We start from the raw sequence: 25,631 nt of genomic DNA, 5'->3' as shown, positions 1-25,631 counted from the left end.
GCGGTCATTCATTCTTTCCGGCCTCGTATTCGGCCGACTGGCGGTCAAGCTCGCTCACAAGGATTTTGGCCAGGTCCGGCGGCGTCTCGCCGGCGGCGTAGGCGCGCCGTGGGTCATCTTGGGCTATCAGCCGCTCGAAGATTTCGGCCGAAAGGACGACAACCGAGGCGCGGCCATGCTTGGTGAGGGTGAGCGGGGCGCGCTGCGCCTCGTCATGGTAGCGCCCGAAATGCCGGATAAATTCGGCGGTGGAGACTGATTTGGTCTGCATGTCGGCTCCAGTCTGTGTTTTCTGCATTATACAGAAAACTCGCATAACTTCCGCAGCCTTGCCGCCCTGCAACGCCCGGGCGGCGCGATCCATGCCTTCCCGGTTGGATCCGGCAATGCCGGCCGCCTGCAGCATCTCGGCGTCACCTCCTCCCGCCGCCCGGCTCGAAACCGCCCGGTCAGGAAGTCCGGCGGCGAGTTTCTTGGACAGGATCGACGCGGTGATCAGCGGCATGGATTCCACCGTCGCGATGACATCGCGGATGGCGTGGAGCCGCTTGTCGGCAGGTGCCGGATCGAGCGGCGTGACGCCATTGCCGCCTTGGCGCGCAGGTTCGGATTCCAGATCATTGAGGATGACGCTTACGGCTTCTGGCGGACGATGGCGCTCCGCCGCTGAGCTCGTTGGCGGCTACGCGCAGCTGGTACATCCGTTCCCTCCCCAAGAGCTTCGCGCCTGGCTTACGAACCGCCTGGTTGATGGCGCCTCCGGCTCAGGAGAAACGCGCAGCTCAAAGAGTCCGCGCAACCATCTGGGGAGCTGCTTCACTGCGTCCCGCCATCGCTTCCTTGTGGGTCGCGGATGGCACTGCGGCCGAGTTGGAAACCGAAGGCCGGGCTGAAGCTCAGACTAGGCAGGAACATCGCGGCTGCAATCCTGCCGCCCATATCATCGTTCTCGTGGCAGGCATCTGTGGCTGATGCTGCCTGAGAAGATGAAGGCATAGCCGTTCGTCGAGTCGGTCGCCGCGAGGGGAGTCAGGATAGCCCCTGGCTCGGCCTTTAGCGTCGATGCTCGTTGACTAGGTTACGGAGTTGGACCGCGCCCGGTAAGGGTTGCGGCAACGAAACCAATTGCTTTTGCGTTGCAACAGGACTACCGGAGCCCGCCAGTTCTGGATGGAGTGATCGTCTATGGCCAATGATGATGCTGGCGGGCACGCCGATTCTACGCAGCCTGCAGCCAAGGACTCGCTTGGCCAGTCCAATCTCATAATCTTAATGCTTGGTGCGCTCGGCGTTGTTTATGGCGATATCGGCACCAGCCCGATCTACGCTCTTCGCGAGGCGCTGCGTGCGTCGACCGGCGGAAATCAGGCAGGACGGGAGGACGTTCTCGGCATTTTGTCGCTGATCGTCTGGGCGCTGACGATTATCGTCACCATCAAATATATCGTCTTCGTGCTTCGAGCCGACAACAGGCGAGAGGGCGGTACGCTGTCGCTGATGGCGCTTGCGCGACGGGGTCTTTCAAAACGCTCGTCGTCGGTGATCCTGTGGGTTGGAATGTGTGGCGCGGCGCTGTTTCTCGGTGACGCCGTCATCACACCGGCAATCTCGGTGCTCTCGGCGGTCGAAGGTCTCGAAGTGGTAACGCCGGCCTTCGACCCCTACGTCGTGCCTATCACGCTGATTATTCTGGCCGCGCTGTTTGCGGTTCAGCGTTTTGGAACCGGCAGTGTTGCATCGGTATTCGGACCGGTCACCGCGCTGTGGTTTGTCGCGATCGGGCTTTCCGGACTGATGCACATCGCGGACGATCCGAGCGTTCTGGCGGCCATCAACCCGCTCCATATCGCATATTTTCTCAGCCATTCGCCTAGCACTGCCTTCGTGACCATTGGCGCCGTGTTTCTTGCGGTCACAGGGGCTGAAGCGCTCTACGCTGATCTCGGTCATTTTGGCCGCAGGCCGATCGTGCTGGCCTGGCTGATGATCGTATTCCCGTGCCTGCTGCTCAGCTATTTCGGGCAAGGCGCATTCGTTCTCTCCCGAGGCGGTATGATCGGACATCCATTCTTCGAGATGAACCACGGCTGGACGTTGGTGCCGATGGTGGCGCTGGCTACGGCAGCAACCGTGATCGCCAGCCAGGCTGTGATTTCCGGCGCTTATTCACTGGTGCGACAGGCCGTGCAGCTCAACATGCTTCCGCGTTTCGAAATCCGGCATACCTCCGAAACGCAATCCGGGCAGATCTACCTGCCGCGCGTGAACCTGCTGCTCGCGTTGTCGGTGATGCTGCTGGTTGTCGGCTTTGGTGAGTCCAGCGCCCTCGCTTCAGCCTACGGCATATCGGTCACCGGCAACATGGTTGTGACGACAATCCTGCTCTATGTCGTGACGAGGCGAATCTGGAGGTGGACGCTCCTGCCGGCGCTTGCGCTGGCAGTCTTTTTCGGAGTCGTCGATGTCGGCTTCTTCCTGGCGAATATCGTGAAAGTGCTCGAAGGCGGCTGGGTGTCGATCCTTATTGCTGGCGCAGTTCTTGTCGTTATGGTGACCTGGGTGCGCGGGACCCGCCTCCTCTTCGAGAAATCCCGCAAGAGCGAGATCCCGCTCGATTTCATTGCCGAGCAGATGGCAGCGAAGCCACCGCAGCTTGTGCCCGGCACCGCCGTGTTCCTGACCAGCGATCGGATGAGCGCGCCGGCGGCGATGATGCACAGCTTGAAGCACTACAAGGTGCTGCATGAGCAGAACGTGATCCTGTCGGTGGTGACGGCGCAGCATCCGACCGTTCCTGACAGCGAACGGATCAAGATGACGCCGATCAACGATCTCTTCATGCGGGTGACGATGAGGTTCGGCTACATGGAGCAGCCGAACATCCCGAAGGCGATGGCGATCTGCCGCAAGCAAGGCTGGAAGTTCGATATCATGTCGACTTCCTTCTTCCTGTCGCGGCGCTCGATCAAGGCATCACCCAATTCCGGCATGCCGCTATGGCAGGACCGGCTGTTCATCGGGCTTGCCAGCACGGCTGCGGACGCAACGCGCTATTTCCAAATTCCGACCGGCCGCGTGGTCGAGGTCGGCACCCAAGTCACGGTCTGATCCCGCTGGCCGCCACCCAAATTCAGAAGCTGCTGACCGATGGGACAAGCACTCGGAATTGGTGAGCTGGAATCCCTTTCGCAGAGTGGTCGCTCCGACTAAACGGGCTGCTTGCACTTCCAGATGGTGGATTAGCGTCCGCAACAAATTGACGGCGCCATCCTAAGCGGGCCCAATTCCCGATGGCCTCCGTCAGGTCCAGCTCCAGTCGCGATCGTCAGGAACCGGCTCGCCTGCGCCAAGCCGCGCTTTCCCGAAGCTTGCATCGAAGACATCGACGTTGCCGCGTCGCGCCCTGATCGTCGACTGTCAGCAGGCGCCGAGGCTCAACACGCGCAGCCGCACAAGAGACCCCCGGTCATTGCACATCGCCTTGTACCAGCGCGCGAGCTTCAGCTCGGTCGGCCTGCTGCGGATCGAAGATTAAGGGGAGAGGAGCAGCAACTGGCTGATTAGGGCTTGCGCAATGGCCAAGCGTCCATGACGTTGGAGGACAGCGGGGCAGTTCGAAATGGAAATGCTTGCTATCATCGACAGTTTGTATCTCTCGACGATATTCGCCTTTGTGGCGGTCTGCTGCGCGGCTCTCGTCATTGCTGTGCTTCAGGAACCAGATCGGGTCACGGGCAAACTTCGATCCCTATGGCAGGGTTTGAAGAAAGAGACGAATTAAGACTAGCGGCGTTCCAAGCGCGGCGCCACGATCCCGCAGCTCGGCTGCGTTGCACGCTTTCGGGTAAGGCTATGCGGACGTGCCGCGGAAGCGTTGCCTTGACGTCGAGAAGCCGCTTGCCCAATGTTCGGGACGTCGTGAAGTCCTCGTCTTGTCGCGTCACGAGAGCGACGTCTCGCAATCCAACCACACTCTTGATCTGGCGACAGCGCCATCGCCGGATGGGTGGCCTCTGGAGTCTGTTTGGCGCCTCCGGACCTTATACAGATCACAAGCAAGGAATGGCTCAACGAAGTGGTTCAATACGTTGGGGAGGCTGCTCGAGCGAAGCATAGACCGAGCCTCGGCGGCCTTGTAGCGCTTGCGAAAGCCACTCTCCAAGCCGATCCCGTTCTTTACCGTGCAAGGCGGCTTTCTCCTTCCTCCGGACCGAAGCAGCTTTCGAAGTCATTGCATTCTCGGCAACTGGGCGCGGTGCATAGCGAAAAGCCCTCAGCCTCGCAGAGCTTGCGGTAAAAGTACTTCTTCCATTTCATGTTTTGGGTGTTGCCGGCCGCCAGCGTCGGGAAATGCGTGGCAAGCAAGCGGCTGAGTTCGGCCCTGTTGAAAAGGCCAAGGTCCTGCCACAGATGGTCATTGCGCATCGCACGCCGAGCGATGATCTTGACGAACCGGGCGCTCGCCTCCTCGCCCGGCCGGGCATGTGCGAGCAGCAGGCCGCGAAGAAGTTCTTCCTCCAGATCCGGCTCGGGGTCGGTTACCTTTTCCAAGGCGAAGGCCTTGGCAGAGATAGTGGGGAAACTGCCGATCAGGATATCCTGCAGCTCGGCCCGCGAAAGGCCGGTTGCCTCAGTCGCCGTCGCCTCGCCGGCCTCGACCTCCTCGAGGGCACGCAAGAGGACACAAGCAAGCACATGCTGGTCAAATCCCATCTCCGGCTCGATGGGCGGCTATTGGTCGGCGCCGAGGCAGCCATGGTGATGGGCAAACATGGGTGCCGTTCTCCTGGTTTGTCAGCCAGACAATGCAGCGAGCTCATCGGCCGCAACATGGGTCTGGCAGTTCTTCGGGCAGACGCGGGCGCAGGCTCCACAGCCAATGCAGCGGCCGGCATTGTCGACGACCATGATCATGCGATTGAGCTCGCCATCGAAGTCGTCGTCCTCGCCGTCGCAGGCGCCGAGGACTTCACCCGCCTCATCGATGCCGTAAAGGTGCATGACCTCGCGCGAGCAGACCTTGAAGCAGCGGCCGCAGCCAATGCAAGTCGTGCCATCGATAGCGGTCAGGTATTGCGGCATCCATCTGGAGCCGTCGCGGGTTACGAAAGCGCTCATCGTGAATTCTCCAACGCGAGGTCTCCTGCAGCTGTTGAGCGCCCTTCGTCCCCGCGGCATCCTGAAGCTGCATCCTCACTGTGCAAGTAGCATGGTGATTGCTGCGTTCCGGTTGAGACCCATAGGAAGAATGATGGAGGCCATGGGCAAAGCATTCTTCAAATCCTCCTTTCCAACGTATTTTCGAGTCTATGTACCACCGTCTGCTAAAAGCGACCTGTAGGTTTCCGCCCCTGTGCCCTACCGTTGACCGTGCGTTCAGCTGCCGATCGGCACGCCTCACACATTGTCTCGAACGACAGATCCTGCCGCGTCGGTGTGCAGAGATAGCCGTCCTGGCTCTGCTGGCGACGCCGAACCAGTGCACCAGACAGCCGGCGCTGGAAGAGGGCATAGTCGAGATGGCTGTTGGTCTCCGCCCCGCGGTCGCTGGCATAGCTGCAGCATGATGCCGTCGCGGGCGGTGCTTGTGTCAGGTGCAAGGATCTTGCCGCCCTTTGTCGACAGCACGAACAGGATGCGCTTGCGTTCCTTGATCGACGAGGTCTGCTTCTCGGCCGCCTTCAGCTTCGCATCCATCTCGGCCGCCGACTTTTCGGCCTTGGCTTCGACGCCGAGCGCCTTGCCGACGACGCGGATTTTTTCGAGGATGTCTTCATGGCTGTAATGCTCGGGCGCTTCGATGAAGGGCCCGTTCGATTTCTTCAGCACGTCGGCCGCTTTCGCCGCTCCGCTGCCATGCAGGACGAGAACCCCCGATGGCTTGACCAACAGAACACCCTCTGGCGACGGCTGACGCATGTAGCCGACGTCGGGCAGCTTCAGCGCGGCTTTCGGTTGGCTCGTCGAATCGCGAGCGACGAGATGACTTTCCTCACCAGGCGCGTAGACGATCTCGGTGATGGCGCCGACGATCGAGGCGATCGGCGACGGATCGGAAAAGACAGCTACGCCCTCATTGGCCTCAGCGGGCAAAGTGGCGGCCAGCAGGACGCCGAGCATCGGCGCGAGCAGCGAGCGGAAACGGCAAGCAACGCGCATGGATCTTTACCTCACGCGGCGGCCGGGCTTGGAATACGCGGCAGGTTCTCGACCAGGAACCGCCAGTCGCCGCGCTCGCGTTCGCCTTCCTTGCGCGTGCCGAAGAACTGGATGATCATCTTGCCGTCGGCGCCATAGGCTTCGAGTGACGTGACGTGACCGTCCCTGGTCGGCTTGCGCACTGCCCAGACCTCGCGGATTTGGTGGGTCCTGAGATGCAGGTGGAAGGTCTCGTCGAGCACATTGATCCACGGCCCGATCGGCTTGAGCGACTTGATCGGGCCGGAATGGATCTGGATGCAGCCACGATTGCCGACAAAGCACATGATCGGCATCTCGCCTTCGGCCGCATGTTGGAACATGGCGCCAACGGCTTCTTTGTCGAGCGGCCAGGCGTAATCCTGACCGACCATGCGCATCGCCTGGCAGCGGCTGAGCTTCAGCGTCTTCAGCATATCGAAGAACTGATGCACGTCGGTCAGCCCGCTCCAGTGCTCGCGTAGGTCATCGACCGTGGCGGCTTGGTCCAGAACCTCTGCGTCATCGTCGGCTGCGCTCGCCTTAACCGACACGATCGGCTCCTGGTTCGAGGATTCGAGCTGCGCCACCAGCTTCTGATAGGCATAGAGGTTGGAGGCCGGCCTGAGGTGCACCTTGTGCACCGCCTCGCCGGCGACATCGAAGAATTGCAGGCTGCGGCGGATGTCGCCGCCGTCGCGCTTCTCGACGGCAAAGCCATGCGCCCACACTTTCGGGAAGATGCGCAGGTCGATGTCGTGGCCGAGCACCATGGCATGGTCATTGCCGGTGAGCACGTTGTCGTAGACGCCGATCTTCTCGTGCACGGCACTTTCATTGCGGGTCAGCGCCATCATCTCGCCGACCGCTTCGAGACCAGTCAGAAGATCATTGACGCGCGGCTCGATGCGCAACGAGCTGAGACCGCAATCGGCCGCAACCAGTTCCGCTTCCGAAATGCCGAGTTGGGCAGCGAGATCGCGCTCGCGTATTATCGGATTGGCTTGCCGTGCCCGCCGGATTTCGTCCGGCGAGGGTTTCTCGCGCTGGTCCATGTCTTACCCCTGCTTGCACCTAGTTGTTGAGCGTCAGCTGCCCTGCCGGGTGATCTTCAGCCGATGGAGCGCGCCGTGATGCTCGATCCGCATCTCGTGCCCGCCAGGAACGGAGTGTTGCTGGAGAGCGTGCGCATCGCCGTCGGCACCCGCTCAAAACGCGCGGGCGTGCTGTCTGAACGGCGGACGCGATGACACTGGCAGGCACATGCCGGTCGAATCCCATTTCAAGTCGGTCGATGGCCGCTAGCCGGCGGCGAGCGGTTGTGGGTGTCGACGCCAATCGGCCGATCGGGCATTCGGATTCCACGGGTGCTGCTTTCCCATAGAAGCGGATCTGGCCCAGACCTGACATGTTGCTTTCTTTCCTTCGTTGCACCGGTCGCAAGCGCACCCACGACATGAATATCTGTCGTCAGTTCTTGCCGCCTCGCCAAAGGGAGCATCAAAACTCATGCCAATTGCGCAGGAGCAAGCTCAGAAAAAACCTTCTGCATACCAGTCAATAGTTTACGTCAGAGTGCAGCAGGAATTTAAGCCGAACAGCCTGTGTGCCCGACTCGACAAACCCGACAGTACGTGTCGATTACCAGACGTCTTCCCAGCAATAGCGCACAAGATTCATGGCGGCGTTGGAGACGCCCGACTGTTTTGAAACGGTTTTTTCCTTTGGCACGGTCCATGCACGGTGATCCGCAAACACGTCACGGACTGCGGAGAAATCGAACCATGATTACGCTCACCGACAACGCTGTTGCCGCCGTCAAGACCGCTCTTTCCCGCGCCAGCGAGCCGGCGGACGGCTTTCGCATCATGGTCCAGACCGGCGGCTGCGCCGGCTTCAAATATGTAATGGGCCTGGAGAGCGTGTCGCGCGAGGGCGATGCAATCATCGAGGCAGATGGGGTCAAGGTCTTCGTGGACGTAGGCTCCCAACCCCATGTCGCCGGCATGACCGTCGACTTCGTCACGGAGCTCGATTCCTCCGGCTTTGTCTTCGACAACCCCAACGCACGGGAGAAGTGCGGCTGCGGCAAGTCTTTCGGCTGATCGCCCGAGAGTAGAGCCATGTGGGACTGTGGCGACAAGGTCAAGGAATACTTCTTCAACCCGAAGAATGCCGGCGTCCTGGAGAGAGCCAATGCAGTCGGTCAGGTATGCGCCATCGCCTGCGGCGATTCGCTTGAATTGATGATGAGCGACGAGCCGGTGACGGAAACGATCACTGCCGCGAAACTCCAGACATTCGGCTGCGGCTCCGCGATCGCCTCCTCGTCGGCGCTTGCCGAACCCATCATCGGCAAAACCATCGATGAGGCCATCCGGATCACTCATCAGGACATCGCGGACCTTCTCGGTGGCTTGCCGCCGGAGAAGATGCATTGCTCGGTAATGGGTTATGTGGTGCTTCAGGGTGCGATCGCCAACCACGACGGCGAGGACTGGGGCGAAGATCACGAGGAAGCCTGCGAATGCTTCGGTGTCGATCAAGCGATGATCGAGCGGACCGTCGTATCAACAGGCTCACCACCGTCGAGCAGGTCACTCACTACACAAAGGCTGTCGGCGGCTGCCTCGCATGCTTCGAAGCAATCGAGGAAGTGCTTGCGCCGGTGCGATGGCCGCCGAAGGCCTCACTACGGCCGAGGAGGCTTATACGGCCGGCACAACAGATGTCCGCGCCCTCAGGTACAAGGCAGGGTCGAAAGCCGATTTCGGAATCGGCGATCGCTTCCGGTAGGATGCGGAGAACGTCGCCGCCCCAAACAGTTCAATTCCTGGCGGCACCCGAAGCTGGTGGCCGCCAAATGGCGACGCTGCAATGGAGGCTCCCCCGCCGGCAGGGGGAGCGCCCACCCGCCAAACGCCACAGCGCCTGTGCAAATTCGACTGATCGAAAACGCTGTCGCGAGCATTTGTTCTTACCCGCGGGCTGACGACGGCGACTGCGAACTTGTCGATGTCGAGGGGCGACCAGGTCAACGTCAAACTGTCGGGCGCCTGCGCCGGCTGCCAGCTCGCCTCGTCACCATCAGGGGAATGCGCCAGACGCTCAATGAGGCGACCGGTCTCGCGCTTGGCGTCATTCCGGTCAACTGAGGATCGCACCCATGAGGCTTATCAATCTCGACAACAACGCAACGACACGGGTCGATCCTTGGGTCGTTAAAGCGATGTTGCCGTTCTTTACGGATCAATTCGGCAACCCTTCGTCGATCCACGGTTTTGGCACCTCCGTCGCTGCCGCAGTGAGAAAGGCGCGCGGGCAGTTGGCAGCACTGATCGGCGCGGAGCTCGACAGTGAGATCACCTTCACCTCGGGCGGGACCGAAAGCGACAATGCAGCGATTCTTTCGGCGCTCGAGGCGATGCCTGACCGAACAGAGATCGTGACTTCCGCGGTCGAGCATCCGGCCGTGCTGACGCTCTGCGCGCATCTTGAGAAGACGCGCGGCGTCAAGGTGCACAGGATCCCGGTGGATCGCCGAGGCCGGCTCGACCTCGACGCCTACAGGGCCGCCCTCAACCCACACGTGGCGATCGTCTCGATCATGTGGGCGAACAACGAGACTGGTACGATCTTCCCCGTGGCCAAGCTTGCTGAGTTGGCCAAGGAAGCCGGCGCCCTTTTCCATACCGATGCTGTGCAGGCGGTCGGCAAGCTTCCGATGGACCTGAAATCGACGCCAATCGACATGCTGTCGCTCTCCGGCCATAAGATGCATGGCCCGAAAGGGATCGGCGCACTCTATGTAAAGCATGGCGTGCCCTTCCGCTCGCTGATCAAGGGGGGTCACCAGGAGCACGACCGGCGTGCGGGCACCGAGAATACGCCCGGCATAGTCGGGCTCGGCATGGCAGCCGAACTCGCCTTGAAATTCATGGACGACGAGAACACACGGGTAAGGTCGCTCCGCGATCGCCTGGAGAAGGGGATTCTCCGGCGCATCCCAAACAGCTTCGTCACTGGCGATCCGCTGGAGCGGTTGCCGAACACCGCAAACATCGTCTTCGAATATAACGAAGGCGATGCAATCCCACTTCTCCTCAGCCGCGTGGGCATCGCCTGTTCCTCCGGCTCCGCCTGCACCTCCGGCTCACTGGAGCCGAGCCATGTCCTGAGGGCGATGAACGCGGCACACGCGGCAGTCCGCTTCTCCTTCTCGCGCTACAATGGTGAAGAGGACGTCGACCGGGTGCTCGAGGTCCTGCCCGCAATCGTGGAGAAGCTGCGTGGCTTCCGCAGTTCTGGGCCGGGTAAGCGAAGTGCCGAAGACCTTCGATCAGGTCTGTGCCTGAGCAGCAGAAGAACCGGCAGTCGCCCATGAACGGTCAGGTCTTTCTCAACCATACAACCTGGCGCGATGGCGAGCAGGCACGCGGCGTCGCCTTCACTGCCGTGGAACTCGCCGAGTCTCTAGCGACAGCCCGACGTTCCAGAGTCGAGATTGGCACGCCGGTCATGGGTGCCGACGAGGTCGAAGCAATTCGCGCCGCGGTCGTGCGGCGTCTCCCAGTTCGCCTCACGGCCTGGTGCCGGATGGCGGTGCAGGATCTCGACGCAGCAATCGAGAGTGACGCGATTGCCTCGGAGGTTGATCGCATCCCATTGCTCGAACCGCGAATTTCGCGGCTGCGGGTCAGCCGTGCGACGAACGCACCCGACGCCACAGTTTCCGCGCAAGGGAGAATGCAATGAGTTGTTCCGCCGACGGCCGTCCCATCGATGTCACCGAAATCCTCGCGCGGCTGAAACGTCTGTCGGCTGCGGAGGAGTTCTTCGCAGTCCTTGGTGTCTCCTATGATCCGAAGGTGCTCAATGTCTCACGGCTCCATATCATGAAGCGCATGGGCCAATACCTTGCCCAAGAAGATTTCTCCGGTCTGCCCGATCCGGTGATCGCTGCGCGGGTGCGCGCCACGCTGCAACGCGCCTACGAGGAGTTCGCGATTTCCTCGCCGCTCACGCACCGGGTCTTCAAGGTGCTCAAAGACCACAATCCTGACAAACCTGCCACGCCGGGCTGCACCTTCGTCCCGTTCGACTCCGTGCTGAAGCGGTTCGGGAAGGAATGAGCGCGACGCGGTTGCGACGCGACAATGTCGGGAAGCCGACAAATCCGGGCATCACGACGAAGCCTTCAGAGGCAACCAGCTGAATTTCTAGCAATAGCGGAGCGCGAAACGTTGGCACGAATAATGCACGAAGCAGGTGAACCGCCAAGCCCGCATCCGGATCGGAGCCTAGAGAAACCGCCAATGCACATCGTAATCTGCATCAAGCAGGTGCCGGACTCGGCACAGATTCGCGTCCATCCGGTGACGAACACGATCATGCGCCAAGGTGTGCCGACCATCATTAACCCTTACGACCTGTTCGCGCTTGAAGAAGCACTCAGACTGCGTGACGCTTATGGTGGCGAGGTCACCGTGCTCAGTATGGGTCCGCCCATGGCAGAGGACGCGCTGCGCAAGGCGCTCGGTTACGGCGCCGACCGCGCGGTGCTTTTGACCGACCGCTATTTTGCCGGCTCCGACACGCTGGCAACCTCCTTCGCTCTTTCCCAGGCAATCGCGAAAGTTGGCGAGACGTTCGGCACGCCAGACATCGTGTTCACAGGCAAGCAGACGATCGATGGCGACACCGCCCAGGTCGGGCCTGGCATCGCCAAGCGCCTCGATCTCCTGCAACTCACCTATGTCGCGAAGATCGCCTCCATTGATCTCGCTGCGCGCGAGATCCAGGTCGAGCGCCGCTCCGAAGGCGGCACGCAGATGCTGAAGAGCAGGCTCCCTTGCCTCATCACCATGCTGGAGGGCACTAACGAGATCCGCCGGGGCTCGCTCCAGGACGCCCTGTGCGCCGCGCGCAGTCAGGTCCTGAAGTGGAGTGCGGCCGACGCCGGCATTGAGGACCTCACCAGATGCGGGCTGCGCGGCTCGCCGACGGTCGTCAAGCGCGTTTTCGCCCCTACGCCGCGGGCGGAAAAGGCGGCGCAAATCGACACCGCCGAGAAGCCGCTGCGCGATATCGCTGACGAACTCATCGCCGCAATCCTCACCCGCCAGCCGGCGCTGGAACATGAACTCGCCTTCAACAGCGGCGCGTGACGCCAGGAGCAGACAATGTCGACCGCGAATCAAGAAAGCCCTCGCCCTGCCGCCGGCCGTGCCGGCATAAAGAAGGAGCTGCCCGAGCGTTTCAAGGACTACCGACACGTCTGGGTTTTCATCGAGCTGGAGCGCGCCCAGGTCCATCCCGTCTCCTTCGAGCTGCTCGGCGAGGGTCGCAAGCTTGCCGACAAGCTCGGCGTCCAGCTTGCGGGCGTGGTGCTCGGACCGCCGGGAGAAGCCACCTGGTATGCCGTTGCCGAAGCCTTCGCTTATGGCGCTGACCTTGTCTACATCGTCGAGGCTCCGCTGCTCGCCGACTATCGGAACGAGCCATTCACCAAGGCGATGACGGATCTGGTCGATACCCACAAACCCGAGATCCTACTTCTGGGTGCGACCACGCTCGGCAGGGATCTTGCCGGCTCCGTTGCGACGACCTTGCAGACAGGGCTCACGGCCGACTGCACCGAACTCGACGTGGATGCGGACGGTTCGCTCGCCGCGACCCGTCCCACATTCGGCGGTTCGCTGTTGTGCACGATCTATACGCTCAACTACCGGCCGCAGATGGCGACAGTGCGACCGAGGGTCATGCCCATGCCGCAGCGGGCGGAGAAGCCGGTTGGGCGTGTCATCCAACACAAGGTGTCGGTAGCCGAGGACGAGATCGTCACCAAAGTCCTTGGCTTCCTGCCGGACAGCCAGTCGGCAAAGGCAAATCTCGCCTATGCCGACGTCGTGGTTGCGGGAGGCCTCGGTCTCGGCGCGGCGGAGAACCTGCAGCTTGTGAAGAACCTCGCTCGAGCGATCGGCGCCGAGCATGGCTGTTCGCGCCCGCTGGTCCAGAAGGGCTGGATGCCGGCAGACCGGCAGATCGGCCAAACTGGCAAGACCATCCGGCCGAAGCTTTATATAGCCGCCGGGATTTCCGGCGCCATCCAGCACCGGGTTGGCGTCGAGGGAGCCGATCTCATCGTGGCCATCAACACCGATCCGAACGCGCCGATTTTCGATTTCGCCCACCTCGGGATCGTCACCGATGCGATCCGCTTCCTGCCTGCGCTGACGGAGGCCTTCACCCGACGCCTGTCGCCGCACAGTCGCGACAAGCTTGCGAGCTAAGGGAGACGGACATGATCGAGGAAAAATTCGACGCTATTGTCGTCGGGGCCGGCATGTCCGGGAACGCAGCTGCCTACACCATGGCAAGCCACGGCCTGAAGGTGCTGCAGCTGGAGCGCGGTGAATATCCGGGCTCCAAGAATGTCCAGGGCGCCATCATGTACGCGAACATGCTGGAGAAGATCATCCCTGACTTCCGGGATGACGCGCCTCTCGAGCGGCATCTGGTTGAACAGCGGCTTTGGGTGATGGACGATACGTCCCACACCGGGATTCACTATCGGTCGGACGACTTCAATGAGGCGAAGCCCAACCGCTACACGATCATCCGCGCGCAGTTCGATAAGTGGTTTTCGCGCAAGGTGCGCGAGGCCGGCGCGACGGTTCTTTGCGAGACGACCGTGACGGAACTCGTCCGTGATGCCAGGGGCAAGGTGATCGGCGTCCGCACAGATCGGGCCGGCGGAGCGATCTATGCGGACGTGGTCGTTCTCGCAGAAGGTGTTTCCGGACTGCTTGGCACGCGGGCCGGCCTGCGCGAGATGCCGAAGCCCGAAACCGTGGCGCTCGCCGTCAAGGAAATGCATTTCCTGCCCGAGGAGGTCATTGAGCAGCGGTTCGGCCTCAAGGGCGATGAAGGCTGCGTGATCGAGGCGGTGGGCACGATCTCCCGCAGTATGACCGGGCTCGGCTTCCTCTACACCAACAAGGAGTCGATCTCGCTGGGCATCGGCTGCCTCGTCTCCGATTTCGCCGCCGCGACGGAGAGCCCTTACGCCCTCCTCGATACCTTGAAAAACCATCCTTCGATCCGGCCGCTGATCGCCGACTCGGAGGTGAAAGAATATGCCGCGCATCTCATTCCCGAGGGCGGCTACAAGGCGATTCCGCAACTCTTTGGCGACGGTTGGGTCGTGGTCGGCGATGCCGCGCAATTGAACAACGCCGTTCACCGCGAGGGTTCGAACCTCGCCATGACCTCCGGCCGCATCGCGGCTGAGGCAATCGTCCAGGTCAAGAGCCGCAACGTTCCAATGACCAAACGGAACCTCACCCTCTACCAGGCCATGCTGGACAAGTCCTTCGTGGTCAAAGACCTGAGGAAATACAAAGACATGCCGGCCTTGCTCCACACCAATTCCTGCAATTTCTTCACGACCTATCCGCGCTTGGTATCGCAAGCCGCGCAGAACTTCATGCGTGTCGACGGCACGCCAAAGATCGAGAAGGAAAAGGCGACCACGGCCGCCTTCATCAAGGCGCGTTCGCGCTGGGGGCTGGTCAGCGACGCGGTCCGCCTGGCATTCGCGTGGCGCTGAGGGGGAGACGAGATGACGATCGCAGTGACGAAGTTACGTGTCGAAGACAAGCTTTACCAGAACCGCTACCTGATCGATTCCGGCCGCCCGCATATTAAAGTGCGACCGCACGAGAGGCCAAGCGCGAACTTGCTCGCGCTGACCCACGTCTGCCCGGCGAAATGCTATGAGTTGAACGACAAGGGCCAAGTAGAGATCACCGCCGACGGCTGCATGGAGTGCGGCACCTGCCGGATATTGTGCGAGCCCAGTGGCGAGATCGAGTGGAACTATCCGCGCGGCGGCTTCGGTGTCCTCTTCAAGTTCGGATGACTGGCACACCCTTTCAAGAGCGTGAACCGTAGTACGCCTGGAGTTGCGTCAAGATGAACATCAAACCTTTGCTGGGATTATCAGAAAGGCGCTTGGGAGGAGCCTCCTGAACAACACCTGAGGCGTGTTTCCATGGCTCACATACCGCGGGACCGGGTCGATGAAGCAGGGCCTTGGGACACCCGGCCTGAACCACCCATCAAAAGCATGCCCCAAGCAGATGTCTCGCTTAGGGGAATCTACGAGATATCGAAGGTCCTGACGGCTCCCGCCCGGCTGGAGATTACGCTCGCCAATGTCGTGAACATCCTCCCGTCGTTTCTGCAAATGCGTCACGGAGCAATCGTTATCCTGGACGCTGGAGGAGAGCCGGAGATTACCGCAACTGCCGGCAACACCCACCCACCTCCATCAGGCACTCGCCGCGCCATACCGCAGGCCGTAATAGACCAAATCGTCGCTACGGGGACGCCGCTCCTCATACCGGATGTCCGCAAGTCCCAATTATTTGAGGCTGACCTTCAAACGTCTTCGAGCAACAACGACATCCCAATTGCCTTTGTCGGTGTCCCCGTAAAGGCCGAGCATAAGATCCTTGGGACATTGTCGATCGACCGTGTCGAGAACAGCGCCACCGGTTTCCGTTACGACGAGGACATGCGCTTCCTGGCCATGGTCGCCAACCTTGTCGGCCGGACCATCCGTCTCCATCGCATGCTGAGTACAGATCGCCAGCGGAATGTCGACGAGCAATGGAGACCGGAGAAATCGCTCGACGAGGAGAGGACCTGCTCCGCCCGGCGTTCGCATTTCAAAATCGACGGGATCATTGGGGAAAGTGCCCCACTCAAGCGGGTGCTTGAAACCGTCTCGGTCGTAGCAAGAACCAATTCCACCGTGCTTCTGCGGGGCGAAAGCGGCACCGGCAAGGAATTCTTTGCGCAAGCCATCCATAAGCTCTCACGTCGGAGGAAGAAGTCTTTCGTCAAATTGAACTGCGCAGCACTGTCTGAAAGCGTTCTGGAATCGGAGCTGTTTGGGCATGAAAAGGGCGCCTTCACCGGAGCTATCTCCCAGCGCGCCGGCCGTTTTGAACTGGCAAATGGCGGAACACTGCTGCTTGACGAAATCGGCGAGATTTCGCCTGCCTTTCAAGCTAAGTTGTTGCGCGTCTTGCAGGAAGGCGAACTGGAGCGAGTCGGCGGCACCAGGACGCTGCAGGTCGACGTCCGCCTCATATGCGCGACCAACAAGGATCTCGAGACGGCTGTCGTGAATGGGGAGTTCAGGGCCGACCTTTACTACCGCATCAATGTGGTGCCAATCATCCTGCCCCCACTGCGAGAGCGACCCGGTGATATTCCACGCCTTGCCAACGCCTTCCTCGACCGATTCAACAAGGAGAACCATCGCGAGCTCGCCTTCGCGCCGTCGGCGCTTGAACTCATCTCGCAATGCTACTTCCCTGGTAACGTCCGGGAGCTTGAAAACTGCGTGCAAAGGACGGCCACACTTGCGCGTTCAAGGACGATCACTCCATCGGATTTCGCCTGCAAAAATAGCCAGTGCCTTTCTTCGCTTCTCTGGAAAGGAGCCGGCCGTTCGCATGGCGGCAATGCCATCGGCGAGCTCACACAGGACAAAATAATACCGGTTGGATCGCGGCCGCCGACCAGGCGCATCGGCGTCTCGGAGGGTAAGGTATCGCCCCTCAAGGCCGGGGATCCGAACGATCCCGCTTTGCCGCGTCTGACGGAACGCGACCGGCTGGTCGATGCGATGGACAAGGCCGGCTGGGTTCAGGCCAAGGCGGCTCGTATCCTCGGCCTCACGCCGCGGCAAATCGGCTACGCCCTGCGCCGGCATGGTATCGAGGTGAAGAAATTCTAGAGGTCCTGTCGACATCAAACGTCAGGCCGGAATAGCCCTCCTGCACTGTCCCTGAGACGCGGTGCCCTTCGCGACCCGATTCTCTTGTCCAGTGTCGGAAGCCCGACAAAAATTGTGTCGGAGCAAACCGACAGAATCCGACACGAAAAGCCAGTTAGTGTATTAAAATCGACTCTTTGAGTTGGCATAGCTCTTGCGCTTTGAACTGCGACGTTCACCCAGCAACGGAGCCGTTCGATGCCCGCGCCGATAGTTTCGCTTCAGAGCCTGACCAGCACGACATCCTTCGACCAACTGCTGGCGACCGCGCAATCGGGTGGCTGCGCATCTTCGTCCTGCGGCTTGTCGGGAAAGCAGGACGACATGGATCCGGCTATCTGGGAGAAGGTCAAGGATCACCCCTGCTTTTCAGAAGAAGCGCACCACTATTTTGCGCGCATGCACGTCGCAGTCGCACCGGCTTGCAACATCCAGTGCAACTACTGCAATCGCAAATATGACTGCGCCAACGAAAGCCGGCCTGGGGTCGTCTCGGAAAAGCTGACCCCCGACCAGGCGCTACGCAAGGTGATCACGGTCGCCAATGAAGTGCCGCAGCTTTCCGTGCTCGGCATCGCCGGACCGGGCGATGCCTGTTACGACTGGAAAAAGACAAAGGCAACGTTCGAACAAGTCGCCAGAGAAATCCCCGACATCAAGCTGTGCATCTCCACCAATGGGCTCGCGCTTCCGGACCATGTCGCCGAGCTTGCCGAAATGAATGTCGACCACGTGACGATCACCATCAACATGGTCGACCCGGAAGTCGGCGCAAAGATCTATCCCTGGATCTTTTACGACCAGCGCCGCTACGCCGGCATCGAAGCCGCCCGGATCCTGCACGAGCGACAGATGTTGGGCCTGGAGATGCTGACCGCGCGCGGCATCCTCACCAAAATCAATTCGGTGATGATCCCTGGAGTGAACGACGAGCATCTGATCGAGGTGAATGAATGGGTCAAGGAGCGCGGCGCGTTCCTGCACAACGTCATGCCCCTGATTTCCGACCCGGCGCACGGTACGCATTACGGCCTGACCGGGCAGCGCGGCCCAAATGCAATGGAGCTGAAGGCTCTTCAGGATCGTCTCGAGGGCGGCGCCAAGTTGATGCGCCACTGCCGGCAGTGCCGGGCTGACGCCGTCGGTCTGCTCGGCGAGGATGGTGGCCAGGAATTCACACTCGACCGGATTCCCGGCGAGGTCACCTACGACGCCACCAAGCGCGAGGCCTATCGGGAGGTGGTCGCGCGCGAGCGCCACGATCACGTGGCGGCCAGGAGAGAGGCGATCGGAATGCTCAAGGCAGCGAGCTCCGGCAAGTCCCTTCTCGTCGCGGTGGCGACTAAGGGCGGCGGCCGTGTCAACGACCATTTCGGCCATGCGAAGGAATTCCAGGTGTATGAGGCCTCGCCGAGGGGGATCAGCTTCGTCGGGCATCGCAAAATCGAGCAATATTGCCTCGGAGGGTGGGGCGAAAAGGCCACCCTCGAAGGCATCATCGTTGCGCTGGAAGGCATAAACATCGTGCTGTGCGCCAAGATCGGAGATTGCCCCAAGGATCAGCTCGCGGAAGCTGGAATCCGAGCGATCGACGCTTATGGCCACGACTACATCGAGACCGCAATCAGCGCGCTTTACGCCGCCGAGTTTGGGGTCCAGCCGCTGGCGGCGACGGCCTGAGCCGTCTCATTTCCCACCGAACCAGGAGTTAAAATGGCTTTTAAGATCATCGCATCCCAATGCACCCAATGCGGCGCCTGCGAGTTCGAATGTCCCTCCGGAGCGATCAAGTTCAAGGGCGAGAGCTACGTGATCGAGCGGGACAAGTGCACCGAATGCGAGGGGGCCTTCGATACGCAGCAATGCGCCTCGGTATGTCCGGTGCCGAAGACCTGCGTTCCTGCCTGACGTCCAATTCGGCAGCCGATACGGTCTGGGCCGCCTGGAACTCCTTTATCACCAACCTGCAGCCTCGAGAAAGGAGGGAACGGCCATGTGGCTCGGACGCGAACAGGAGATCGAAATCCGCAGGCCTCCACGATTTATGCCCGGTGAGCGGGTCCGCGCCACACGCCACATAAAGAATGACGGCACCTATCCTGGCAGGGAGATCGGCGAAAACCTCGTGCGGAAGGGCGACGAGGGTTATGTGCGCGACGTTGGCACCTTTCTCCAGCAGTTCTTCATCTATGCGGTCGAATGGGTCGATCGTGGCACGGTGGTCGGCATGCGGGCGCGCGAATTGATGAGCCTCGACAAAGCCGAGACTCCCGAAGCACTGCTAATGAAGGAACGGCCATGAAAGTAATGATCCGCAGGACCGATGCTGGCTTGTCAGCTTATGTCCCCAAAAAGGATCTCGAAGAGCCCATCGTCAAAATCGAGAAGGAAGACTTGTGGGGCGGGACCGTAACGCTCAGGAACGGCTGGCGACTCGTCCTACCCGACCTTCCGCGGGATACGCGTTTGCCGATCACCGTCGAGGCAAGGAAGATTTCCGACGAGGACTGATGCGGCGGGTTGATAGAGAGCGCGGCGAGAGGAAGCGAGCATGAACACGATCCTGACCTCGCGCCACCTCGTCGTCATCCGGGGCAGTTTTGCCAAAGAGCTGCTTGACCTGCTCAACGCAGCGCTCGCGGCCGACAAGGTGATCCCGTATCTCGGTCCAGGTCTGCTCCGGCTCAGCTCCGCGGAACCGCCTGTACCGTGCACCCCGGAAGCCGTCGCCGCGGCGCTCAACGCGAGGGCGCCAGCCCCTTCCAAGATTCGCACCAATATGTGGTCGGTCGCGCAGTTCATCGAACAGCGCCGGCATCGCCGCACACTTCAAGCGTGGATGGCCGAGATATTCGCAGCGGCGGCGGAGCCGACCGTCCTCCACGCCTGGATCGCAGCGCTGCCGCTCTCCCTCATCATCGACAGCTGGTACGACGGCGCGATGCGTGCGGCCCTTGCAAAGGCCGGCCGAACGGACGCCGTCGAGATACAAGGCGTCACGCGGGCGAACGAAATCGGTAACATCTGGACCAAAACCTACGACTTGTCCGGGAGAGAACTCGAACCCGGATCAACGGCGAAGACGGTTCTGTATTCGCCTCACGGCAGCATTAGGCCGGCCGTAAATTTCCTCGTCGCGGATTCAGACTATGTCGAAGTCCTAACCGAAATCGATATCCAGACGCCGATCCCTGACGTGGTGAAGGAACGGCGCATCAGCCGTGGCCTTTTCTTCGTCGGCTGCCGCTTCAATGATCAGATGCTGCGCACCTACGCCTGGCAGATCATGAAGCGCTCCAAAGGTCCACATTTTGCGGTCATCGACGCAGCAACACTAACCAAAAACGAAGCCCGTTTCCTTGCATCGAGCGCAATCACGGTCATCGACGTGCCGTTAGGTGAAGCCGCGGACCGGCTTGTCGGAGAAGGCACTGCTGCAGATGATGGCCAGGATTAGCATGTCGGGCGCCTTTGATGGTGGGGCGTCCGGAGGGCGCAACATTCAGTTTGGAACACACCCGTGAGCAGTGAAGCTACTGGCAGCGCGACGAAGCCTCTGAATTCGTTCACGCATGTGGAAGCGGCCGGTTGGGGCCGCGGCCTGAGCACGCTGCTGCGCATTACGCGCATGAACTTGCGGCACCCGTGGCAGGTCGCCTTCGCCATCGGCTCGACGCTCGTAGCGGTAATCCTCCAGTTGCTCATTCCCCAGCTTCTCGGCCGCGCCGTCGACCAGAGCCAGACAGCCATCGGGGGCGGTGTCACGGGCGCCGCGGCAGAACAGGCGCTCTGGAGTTTGGCTCTCCTGCTGCTCGCCGTCAGCGCGCTACGCGGCCTTTTTACGATGGCGCAGAACTATTTTGCCGAAGCGGTCGGGCATCACGTCGCGTACGAACTGCGGCTCGCTTGTTACGAGAAGATCCAGCGTCTCAGCTTTTCCTTTCACGACCGGGTGCATTCAGGCGATCTGATCACCATCGGCATGCTCGATGTCGAAGGCGTGCGGATGTTTTTTTCCACCGCCCTGGTTCGCGCGCTCATGCTCACCATGCTGATCGCGATCGGCGCCTACGTGATGATCTCCACCGACCCGGCGCTCGGCCTCGTCGCACTGAGCTTCGTGCCTTTCGTCGCCTGGCGCTCGTCGGTCACGCAGCTTAGGCTGCGCGTCACCTGGCTCGGCCTGCAGGAGCGGCTTTCGGTCTTAAGCCGCGTGATGGAGGAAAATCTCGGAGGCACCCGCGTCGTCCGGGCTTTTGCGGCGCAGGCTTATGAAATGCTGAAGTTCGACCGCGCCTCAAAGAGCGCGCTCGACCTCGCCCACGACCGCGTTGACATCTACGTGCCCAACACGTCGGCGATGACCTTGTCCTTCTTTTTCGCCATGGGATTGGTCCTCTGGATCGGTGGCAACAAGATCATCGCCGGCGAGATCGGCGTCGGGACGCTCGCGAAGTTCCTGACCTTCATGACGATCCTGCAAATGCCCGTCCGCCAGATCGGGCTGATGGTCAATGCCTTCGCTCGCGCTTCCACTTGCGGTTCGCGTCTCTTCAGTCTCCTCGACCAGGATATCACGATCAGGGATGCTCCCGACGCCAGACCCCTCGAGATCAGCGAAGGCACTTTGCGCTTCGACAATGTCTCATTTGCATATCCTGGCAGTGGAAACCGCGCGATCCTGAAGAATATCAACTTTGAGGCCCGTAGGGGCGAGACAATCGCGATCGTCGGTCCGCCGGGTTCGGGCAAATCGACAATGGCTCACCTGATCCCCCGCTTTTACGACGTCACGGGGGGCGCCATCACGCTTGATGGGCAGGACATCCGCAAAGTCACCCTCGCGACGCTTCGCAAGGCGGTTGCGGTCGCACAGCAGGATGCATTCCTGTTCACCACCACGATCGAGAACAACATCGCTTATGGCGATCCCTGGGCGAAGGAACAGCGGATCGAGCGCGCCAGCGAATCCGCCCAGCTGCACAACTACATCCTCGGCCTGCCAGCAGGCTACGAGACGGTCGTGGGCGAACGCGGCGTCTCTCTCTCGGGCGGCCAGCGCCAGCGTCTCACGATTGCTCGCACCATGATGCTGCTCCCGTCGATCGTCGTTTTCGACGACTCAACCGCCGCGATCGATGCCGCCACCGAGCAGCGCATCCGCGCGGCGGTGCGGCGTTTCGCCAACGATCGGGTGACGATCGTCATCGCCCACCGACTGAATTCCCTCATGCACGCCGATCAGATCCTTTTCGTCGACAACGGCGAGATCGTCGAACGCGGCACCCATCGAGAGCTTTTGGCGAAGCGAGGCCGCTACAAGGCCCTTTACGATCTCCAGGTGCGCCCGGGTGATGACATCGTGATCGCGTATGGGTGCGCACGTTGATGGCCCAGGGGCACGCCGGCGAACTCGAAAGCGAACGCAATGAAGTGCGTGACGACGGCAGACGCCCTCCGCGCGCGGTCGTCGGCTCGCACCGTATCGAGGAGGAGATGTTCGGCCGGGCTTTCGACAAGAACATCATCGGGCGCATCTGGGCCTTCGTGCGTCCCTACCGGGCCATGGTGGTCATCTCGGTTGCCGCATTGCTGATCTTTACCGGCACGCAGCTTCTCATCCCGCTGATCATCCGCTACGCGATCGACCACGGCATGACTCCGGGAGGCATCGATCGCTCCGCCCTGCTTGCGGCCGCCGGCGCGTTCCTTCTCGCGATTTTGATCAATTTCGCCGCCGGCTACACACAGGAAACGGTGGTGGGGAAAATGGCCGAGAATGTCCTCTTCGACATCCGCCGCGCCATGTTCGGCCACCTGCAGAAGGTTTCGCTCTCCTTCATGGACAAGACCGAGGTCGGACGCCTGATGTCCCGCCTGCAAGGCGACGTCAATTCCATGCAGGAATTTCTCGAAAGCTCATTATTTTCCATAGGGGATATTGCGCTTCTCTTCGGCATCGTTTTCGTGATGCTGTGGCTCGACTTCCGCCTCGGCCTCCTGACGCTCTCGGTCCTGCCGGTCCTGTTCGTCGTCCGCATCGTCTGGCTGCCGCGTGCCCGCGACGCCTTCATGGCTGCACACGAGACCAATTCGGTCGCCAACGGCGCGCTGGCCGAAGCCATTCACGGCGTGCGCACCGTCCAGTCCATGGACCGCCAGCAGGTGAATTTCATTCTCTATGACGACAAGGCTCATGCCAATCTCAGGACTCACCTGATCGCTGCCAAATATGCACAGGTCATGGTGCCGATCGTCGATGACCTAACCGGCCTCGCCATGGCCGTCGTCATCGTCGCCGGCGGCTCCATGGTCATGGATGGCCGCATCGATGTGGGCGTGCTGGTCGCCTACCTTTTCTACATCCAGCGCTTCTTTGATCCGATCCGCTCGCTCACCCTGCAATATTCGATCATGCAGCGCGCCATGGCCTCCGGCAAGCGCCTGACCGATGTGCTCGACGTCAAGATCGATGTCCAGGACAAATCGGAGGCCACGGCGCTTTCGCCCGAAATGGACGGCTCGGTCGAGTTCAGGAACGTCACCTTCGGCTACAATCCCAACCATCCGGTGCTGCAAAATGTCTCCTTCCGGGTCAATCCCGGCGAGACGGTCGCGTTGGTCGGGCCAACCGGTTCTGGAAAATCGAGCGCGATGGCCCTCGTCCACCGCTTCTATGATGTTCAGCAGGGCCAAGTGCTGGTCGGCGGACATGATGTGCGCGATCTCACCCAGGAATCGCTCGGCCGCCAAGTCGCGATGGTGCTGCAGGAGCCGTTCCTGTTCACCGGGACGGTCTTCGAGAACATTCGCTACCACAAGACGGACGCCACGCGCGACAAGGTGATCGAGGCCGCCAAGGCGGTCGGCGCCCACGACTTCATCATGAGCCTTGCCGACGGGTATGAAGCCCAACTCGGCGAACGCGGCGGCAACCTTTCTCTCGGTCAACGCCAGCTTATCAGTTTCGCCCGTGCTCTCGTCGCCGACGCCAAGATCCTCGTCCTCGACGAGGCCACCGCCAACATCGACAGCTACACGGAAACGCTGATCCAAAAGGCCCTGATCAAACTCCTTGAGGGCCGCACCGGGCTTGTCATCGCCCACCGTCTCGCTACCATCCGAGGCGCTGACCGCATCATCGTTCTTCAAAACGGCCAGGTGATCGAGACCGGCAACCACGACCAGCTAATGGCGGCGGGCGGACTTTACTCCAAGCTCTACCACCTCAACTACGCCTCGTTCGACGATATCCCCGACAGGGAACCCGATACGACCGTACAAGCCGTCTCCCAGACCTGATGTCTCGCCGGCCTTGTCTTCTTTCAGGCGTGCTGACGGACGTTGATCGTGAGCGCTTCGTGTGGCGATGATAATGTGGATCACGAACGGCTCGGGTCACAGCCTCGGTTCGCACACCATCATGTAAGCCGAGTTAACGTTACAATGCCGACACGACGATTTATTCGTGCCCCGCAATAGCGGAGGACTGATTTCCTGCGTGATTTCCTGCGTCAGCAAGCCGATTGTGGGGCGACACTTCAAGACGCCGTTGTCGGGAGGCGGCCTCCCCGGCTCCACCGGACCAGGAAGAGCACTCCTGGTCATCGCGGCCTCGACCAAGGCCTGCAATGGAAGTGCTTATCCAATTGTGCGGAGCGGCACCCGCCCAACCGGCCGCAAGTGCGCGTAAAATGGCAGGTTGCTTTCACCGCCATTCGGCATAGTTCGGCGGCCGGCATCACTCCCAAGCTCAACGACTTTGAATCGCTTGCACCCGAGCCGGACTTCCCACGACCTTTACCCCTGCGGGAACATCTCGAGTGACCACGCTGCCAGCGCCCACGACCGCATCATCGCCAATCGTGACGCCCGGGAGAATGATTGCTCCACCGCCGATCCAGACACGGCTGCCAATGCGGACAGGACGCCCGAACTGCAGCCCAGTCTGCCGCTGCTCGGGATCATGCGGATGATCTGCGGTGTAGATCTGCACGGCAGGCCCAATTGCCGTTCCTTGGCCAATCGTCACCTCTACCACGTCAAGGATGACGCAGTTGAAATTAAGGTAGACGTGTGCTCCGAGGCGGATGTTGAAGCCGTAATCGCAGTAGAAGGGCGGACGGATGACCGCTCCGGGCCCAACGTCTCCTAGCCGCTCGGACAGGAGCGCATGCCACTGCTCGGCGGTTTGGCCCAATGTGTCATTGTAGCGCTTCAGCCAAGCGCCGGCGGCCAGCAAGTCAGCTTGGATCTCCGGATCCGCCGCATTGTACGGCTCGCCTGCGAGCATCTTCTCTTTTTGACTGCGTATCATGGTTCCTCGTCAGATCGTCTCGGCATGGGGATGTTGGAGTGTATGCTGGAATGCTTTGGGGAGCTTGGTATCTTGCTTTCGCCGTCCCGGAGTTGGCACCTGCCCTCTCCAGCTGATCAAGCAGGGCTTGTCGCACAGAAGCTGCCGTTCCTGCTACGTACAATTCACCTCGATTGCTGCTTCGAAGGTCAGCGAAAGGGTTGGTGGAGTCGGGATGGCAATGAGGTCGTAGAGGAATTGAATGCTCTTGTGAATTGTTCGAAAGCAGGTGTCGCGAGCGAATAC

Annotated in this window: 24 protein-coding genes and 2 pseudogenes; 20 read left to right on the top strand and 6 right to left on the bottom strand. The window is 61.0% G+C overall.

The window, feature by feature from the left end:
• Positions 1-4 precede the first annotated feature (4 nt).
• Positions 5-505 carry a type II toxin-antitoxin system Phd/YefM family antitoxin gene (locus tag G6N73_RS38640; protein WP_425484115.1) on the bottom strand — a complete coding sequence of 167 codons (501 nt, stop codon included), beginning with the start codon at positions 503-505 and terminating at the stop codon, positions 5-7.
• Positions 506-1,185: 680 nt separating this feature from the next.
• Between G6N73_RS38640 and G6N73_RS19595 the strand changes: the two genes are divergently transcribed.
• Positions 1,186-3,108 carry a potassium transporter Kup gene (locus G6N73_RS19595; RefSeq protein WP_165030618.1) on the top strand — a complete coding sequence of 641 codons (1,923 nt, stop codon included), beginning with the start codon at positions 1,186-1,188 and terminating at the stop codon, positions 3,106-3,108.
• A gap of 1,074 nt (positions 3,109-4,182) precedes the next feature.
• Here G6N73_RS19595 and G6N73_RS19590 read toward each other — a convergent pair.
• The 4 genes and pseudogenes from G6N73_RS19590 to G6N73_RS19575 form a co-directional block, all read right to left on the bottom strand.
• Positions 4,183-4,807 (bottom strand): annotated as a pseudogene (locus tag G6N73_RS19590) (nitrogen fixation protein NifQ); the annotation flags it as partial.
• Positions 4,795-5,118, bottom strand: coding sequence for a ferredoxin III, nif-specific (gene fdxB, locus G6N73_RS19585; RefSeq protein ID WP_165030614.1), 324 nt, complete (start codon positions 5,116-5,118; stop codon positions 4,795-4,797). The gene fdxB and the pseudogene G6N73_RS19590, both read right to left, overlap by 13 nt.
• Before the next feature lie 279 nt (positions 5,119-5,397).
• Complete coding sequence (locus tag G6N73_RS19580) at positions 5,398-6,159, bottom strand: ABC transporter substrate-binding protein (protein WP_165030612.1); 762 nt, start codon at positions 6,157-6,159, stop codon at positions 5,398-5,400.
• Between the two features lie 11 nt (positions 6,160-6,170).
• Positions 6,171-7,232 (bottom strand): hemin-degrading factor, encoded by a 1,062-nt coding sequence (locus tag G6N73_RS19575; protein WP_165030610.1) that lies wholly within the window; start codon positions 7,230-7,232, stop codon positions 6,171-6,173.
• A 63-nt stretch (positions 7,233-7,295) separates the two neighbouring features.
• Between G6N73_RS19575 and G6N73_RS38000 the strand changes: the two genes are divergently transcribed.
• The 19 genes and pseudogenes from G6N73_RS38000 to G6N73_RS19485 all read left to right on the top strand — a co-directional run bounded on the left by G6N73_RS38000 (position 7,296) and on the right by G6N73_RS19485 (position 24,331).
• A complete protein-coding gene (locus G6N73_RS38000) occupies positions 7,296-7,427 on the top strand; it encodes a hypothetical protein (RefSeq protein WP_281352915.1) in 132 nt (43 codons plus the stop codon).
• 534 nt (positions 7,428-7,961) lie between these two features.
• A complete protein-coding gene (locus tag G6N73_RS19565; RefSeq protein WP_165030608.1) occupies positions 7,962-8,282 on the top strand; it encodes an iron-sulfur cluster assembly accessory protein in 321 nt (106 codons plus the stop codon).
• An 18-nt stretch (positions 8,283-8,300) separates the two neighbouring features.
• Positions 8,301-8,609 (top strand): annotated as a pseudogene (locus G6N73_RS38635) (iron-sulfur cluster assembly scaffold protein); the annotation flags it as partial.
• Between the two features lie 95 nt (positions 8,610-8,704).
• Positions 8,705-9,169 carry a (2Fe-2S)-binding protein gene (locus G6N73_RS38630; protein WP_246252271.1) on the top strand — a complete coding sequence of 155 codons (465 nt, stop codon included), beginning with the start codon at positions 8,705-8,707 and terminating at the stop codon, positions 9,167-9,169.
• 174 nt (positions 9,170-9,343) lie between these two features.
• Positions 9,344-10,561: a cysteine desulfurase NifS gene (nifS, locus tag G6N73_RS19555; RefSeq protein ID WP_165030606.1), complete on the top strand. Its 1,218-nt coding sequence runs from the start codon at positions 9,344-9,346 to the stop codon at positions 10,559-10,561.
• Positions 10,558-10,932 (top strand): beta/alpha barrel domain-containing protein, encoded by a 375-nt coding sequence (locus G6N73_RS19550; protein WP_165030604.1) that lies wholly within the window; start codon positions 10,558-10,560, stop codon positions 10,930-10,932. The genes nifS and G6N73_RS19550 overlap by 4 nt, the downstream gene beginning before the upstream one ends.
• Complete coding sequence (nifW, locus tag G6N73_RS19545) at positions 10,929-11,309, top strand: nitrogenase stabilizing/protective protein NifW (RefSeq protein ID WP_165030602.1); 381 nt, start codon at positions 10,929-10,931, stop codon at positions 11,307-11,309. Before G6N73_RS19550 ends, nifW begins: the two co-directional genes overlap by 4 nt.
• A 183-nt stretch (positions 11,310-11,492) precedes the next feature.
• Positions 11,493-12,344 carry an electron transfer flavoprotein subunit beta/FixA family protein gene (locus G6N73_RS19540; protein ID WP_165030600.1) on the top strand — a complete coding sequence of 284 codons (852 nt, stop codon included), beginning with the start codon at positions 11,493-11,495 and terminating at the stop codon, positions 12,342-12,344.
• Positions 12,345-12,359: 15 nt separating this feature from the next.
• Positions 12,360-13,469 carry an electron transfer flavoprotein subunit alpha/FixB family protein gene (locus G6N73_RS19535; protein WP_165030597.1) on the top strand — a complete coding sequence of 370 codons (1,110 nt, stop codon included), beginning with the start codon at positions 12,360-12,362 and terminating at the stop codon, positions 13,467-13,469.
• A gap of 11 nt (positions 13,470-13,480) precedes the next feature.
• Complete coding sequence (locus tag G6N73_RS19530) at positions 13,481-14,788, top strand: FAD-dependent oxidoreductase (protein ID WP_165030595.1); 1,308 nt, start codon at positions 13,481-13,483, stop codon at positions 14,786-14,788.
• A gap of 12 nt (positions 14,789-14,800) precedes the next feature.
• A complete protein-coding gene (locus G6N73_RS19525) occupies positions 14,801-15,100 on the top strand; it encodes a ferredoxin family protein (RefSeq protein WP_165030593.1) in 300 nt (99 codons plus the stop codon).
• 132 nt (positions 15,101-15,232) lie between these two features.
• Complete coding sequence (gene nifA / locus G6N73_RS19520) at positions 15,233-16,990, top strand: nif-specific transcriptional activator NifA (protein WP_165030591.1); 1,758 nt, start codon at positions 15,233-15,235, stop codon at positions 16,988-16,990.
• Between the two features lie 237 nt (positions 16,991-17,227).
• Positions 17,228-18,709: a nitrogenase cofactor biosynthesis protein NifB gene (gene nifB / locus G6N73_RS19515; protein WP_165030589.1), complete on the top strand. Its 1,482-nt coding sequence runs from the start codon at positions 17,228-17,230 to the stop codon at positions 18,707-18,709.
• A gap of 33 nt (positions 18,710-18,742) precedes the next feature.
• Positions 18,743-18,937, top strand: coding sequence for a 4Fe-4S dicluster domain-containing protein (locus tag G6N73_RS19510; RefSeq protein WP_165030587.1), 195 nt, complete (start codon positions 18,743-18,745; stop codon positions 18,935-18,937).
• A gap of 85 nt (positions 18,938-19,022) precedes the next feature.
• Positions 19,023-19,331, top strand: coding sequence for a nitrogen fixation protein NifZ (locus G6N73_RS19505; RefSeq protein WP_165030585.1), 309 nt, complete (start codon positions 19,023-19,025; stop codon positions 19,329-19,331).
• Positions 19,328-19,540 (top strand): putative nitrogen fixation protein NifT, encoded by a 213-nt coding sequence (nifT, locus tag G6N73_RS19500; protein ID WP_165030583.1) that lies wholly within the window; start codon positions 19,328-19,330, stop codon positions 19,538-19,540. The genes G6N73_RS19505 and nifT overlap by 4 nt, the downstream gene beginning before the upstream one ends.
• A 40-nt stretch (positions 19,541-19,580) precedes the next feature.
• Entirely contained in the window at positions 19,581-20,486 is a 906-nt protein-coding gene (locus tag G6N73_RS19495; RefSeq protein ID WP_165030581.1) for an SIR2 family NAD-dependent protein deacylase, read from the top strand.
• Between the two features lie 63 nt (positions 20,487-20,549).
• Complete coding sequence (locus G6N73_RS19490; protein WP_165030579.1) at positions 20,550-22,418, top strand: ABC transporter transmembrane domain-containing protein; 1,869 nt, start codon at positions 20,550-20,552, stop codon at positions 22,416-22,418.
• Complete coding sequence (locus tag G6N73_RS19485) at positions 22,418-24,331, top strand: ABC transporter ATP-binding protein (RefSeq protein WP_165030577.1); 1,914 nt, start codon at positions 22,418-22,420, stop codon at positions 24,329-24,331. Before G6N73_RS19490 ends, G6N73_RS19485 begins: the two co-directional genes overlap by 1 nt.
• Before the next feature lie 451 nt (positions 24,332-24,782).
• Here G6N73_RS19485 and G6N73_RS19480 read toward each other — a convergent pair whose 3' ends face one another.
• Positions 24,783-25,346 (bottom strand): sugar O-acetyltransferase, encoded by a 564-nt coding sequence (locus tag G6N73_RS19480; RefSeq protein ID WP_165030575.1) that lies wholly within the window; start codon positions 25,344-25,346, stop codon positions 24,783-24,785.
• Positions 25,347-25,631: the final 285 nt, after the last annotated feature.

The sequence above is a fragment of the Allomesorhizobium camelthorni genome (genome assembly GCF_011045125.1).
Classification (GTDB): domain Bacteria; phylum Pseudomonadota; class Alphaproteobacteria; order Rhizobiales; family Rhizobiaceae; genus Allomesorhizobium; species Allomesorhizobium camelthorni.
Note: the sequence above shows the minus strand (reverse complement) of the source record. Positions and strands in the feature narration are given on the sequence as shown.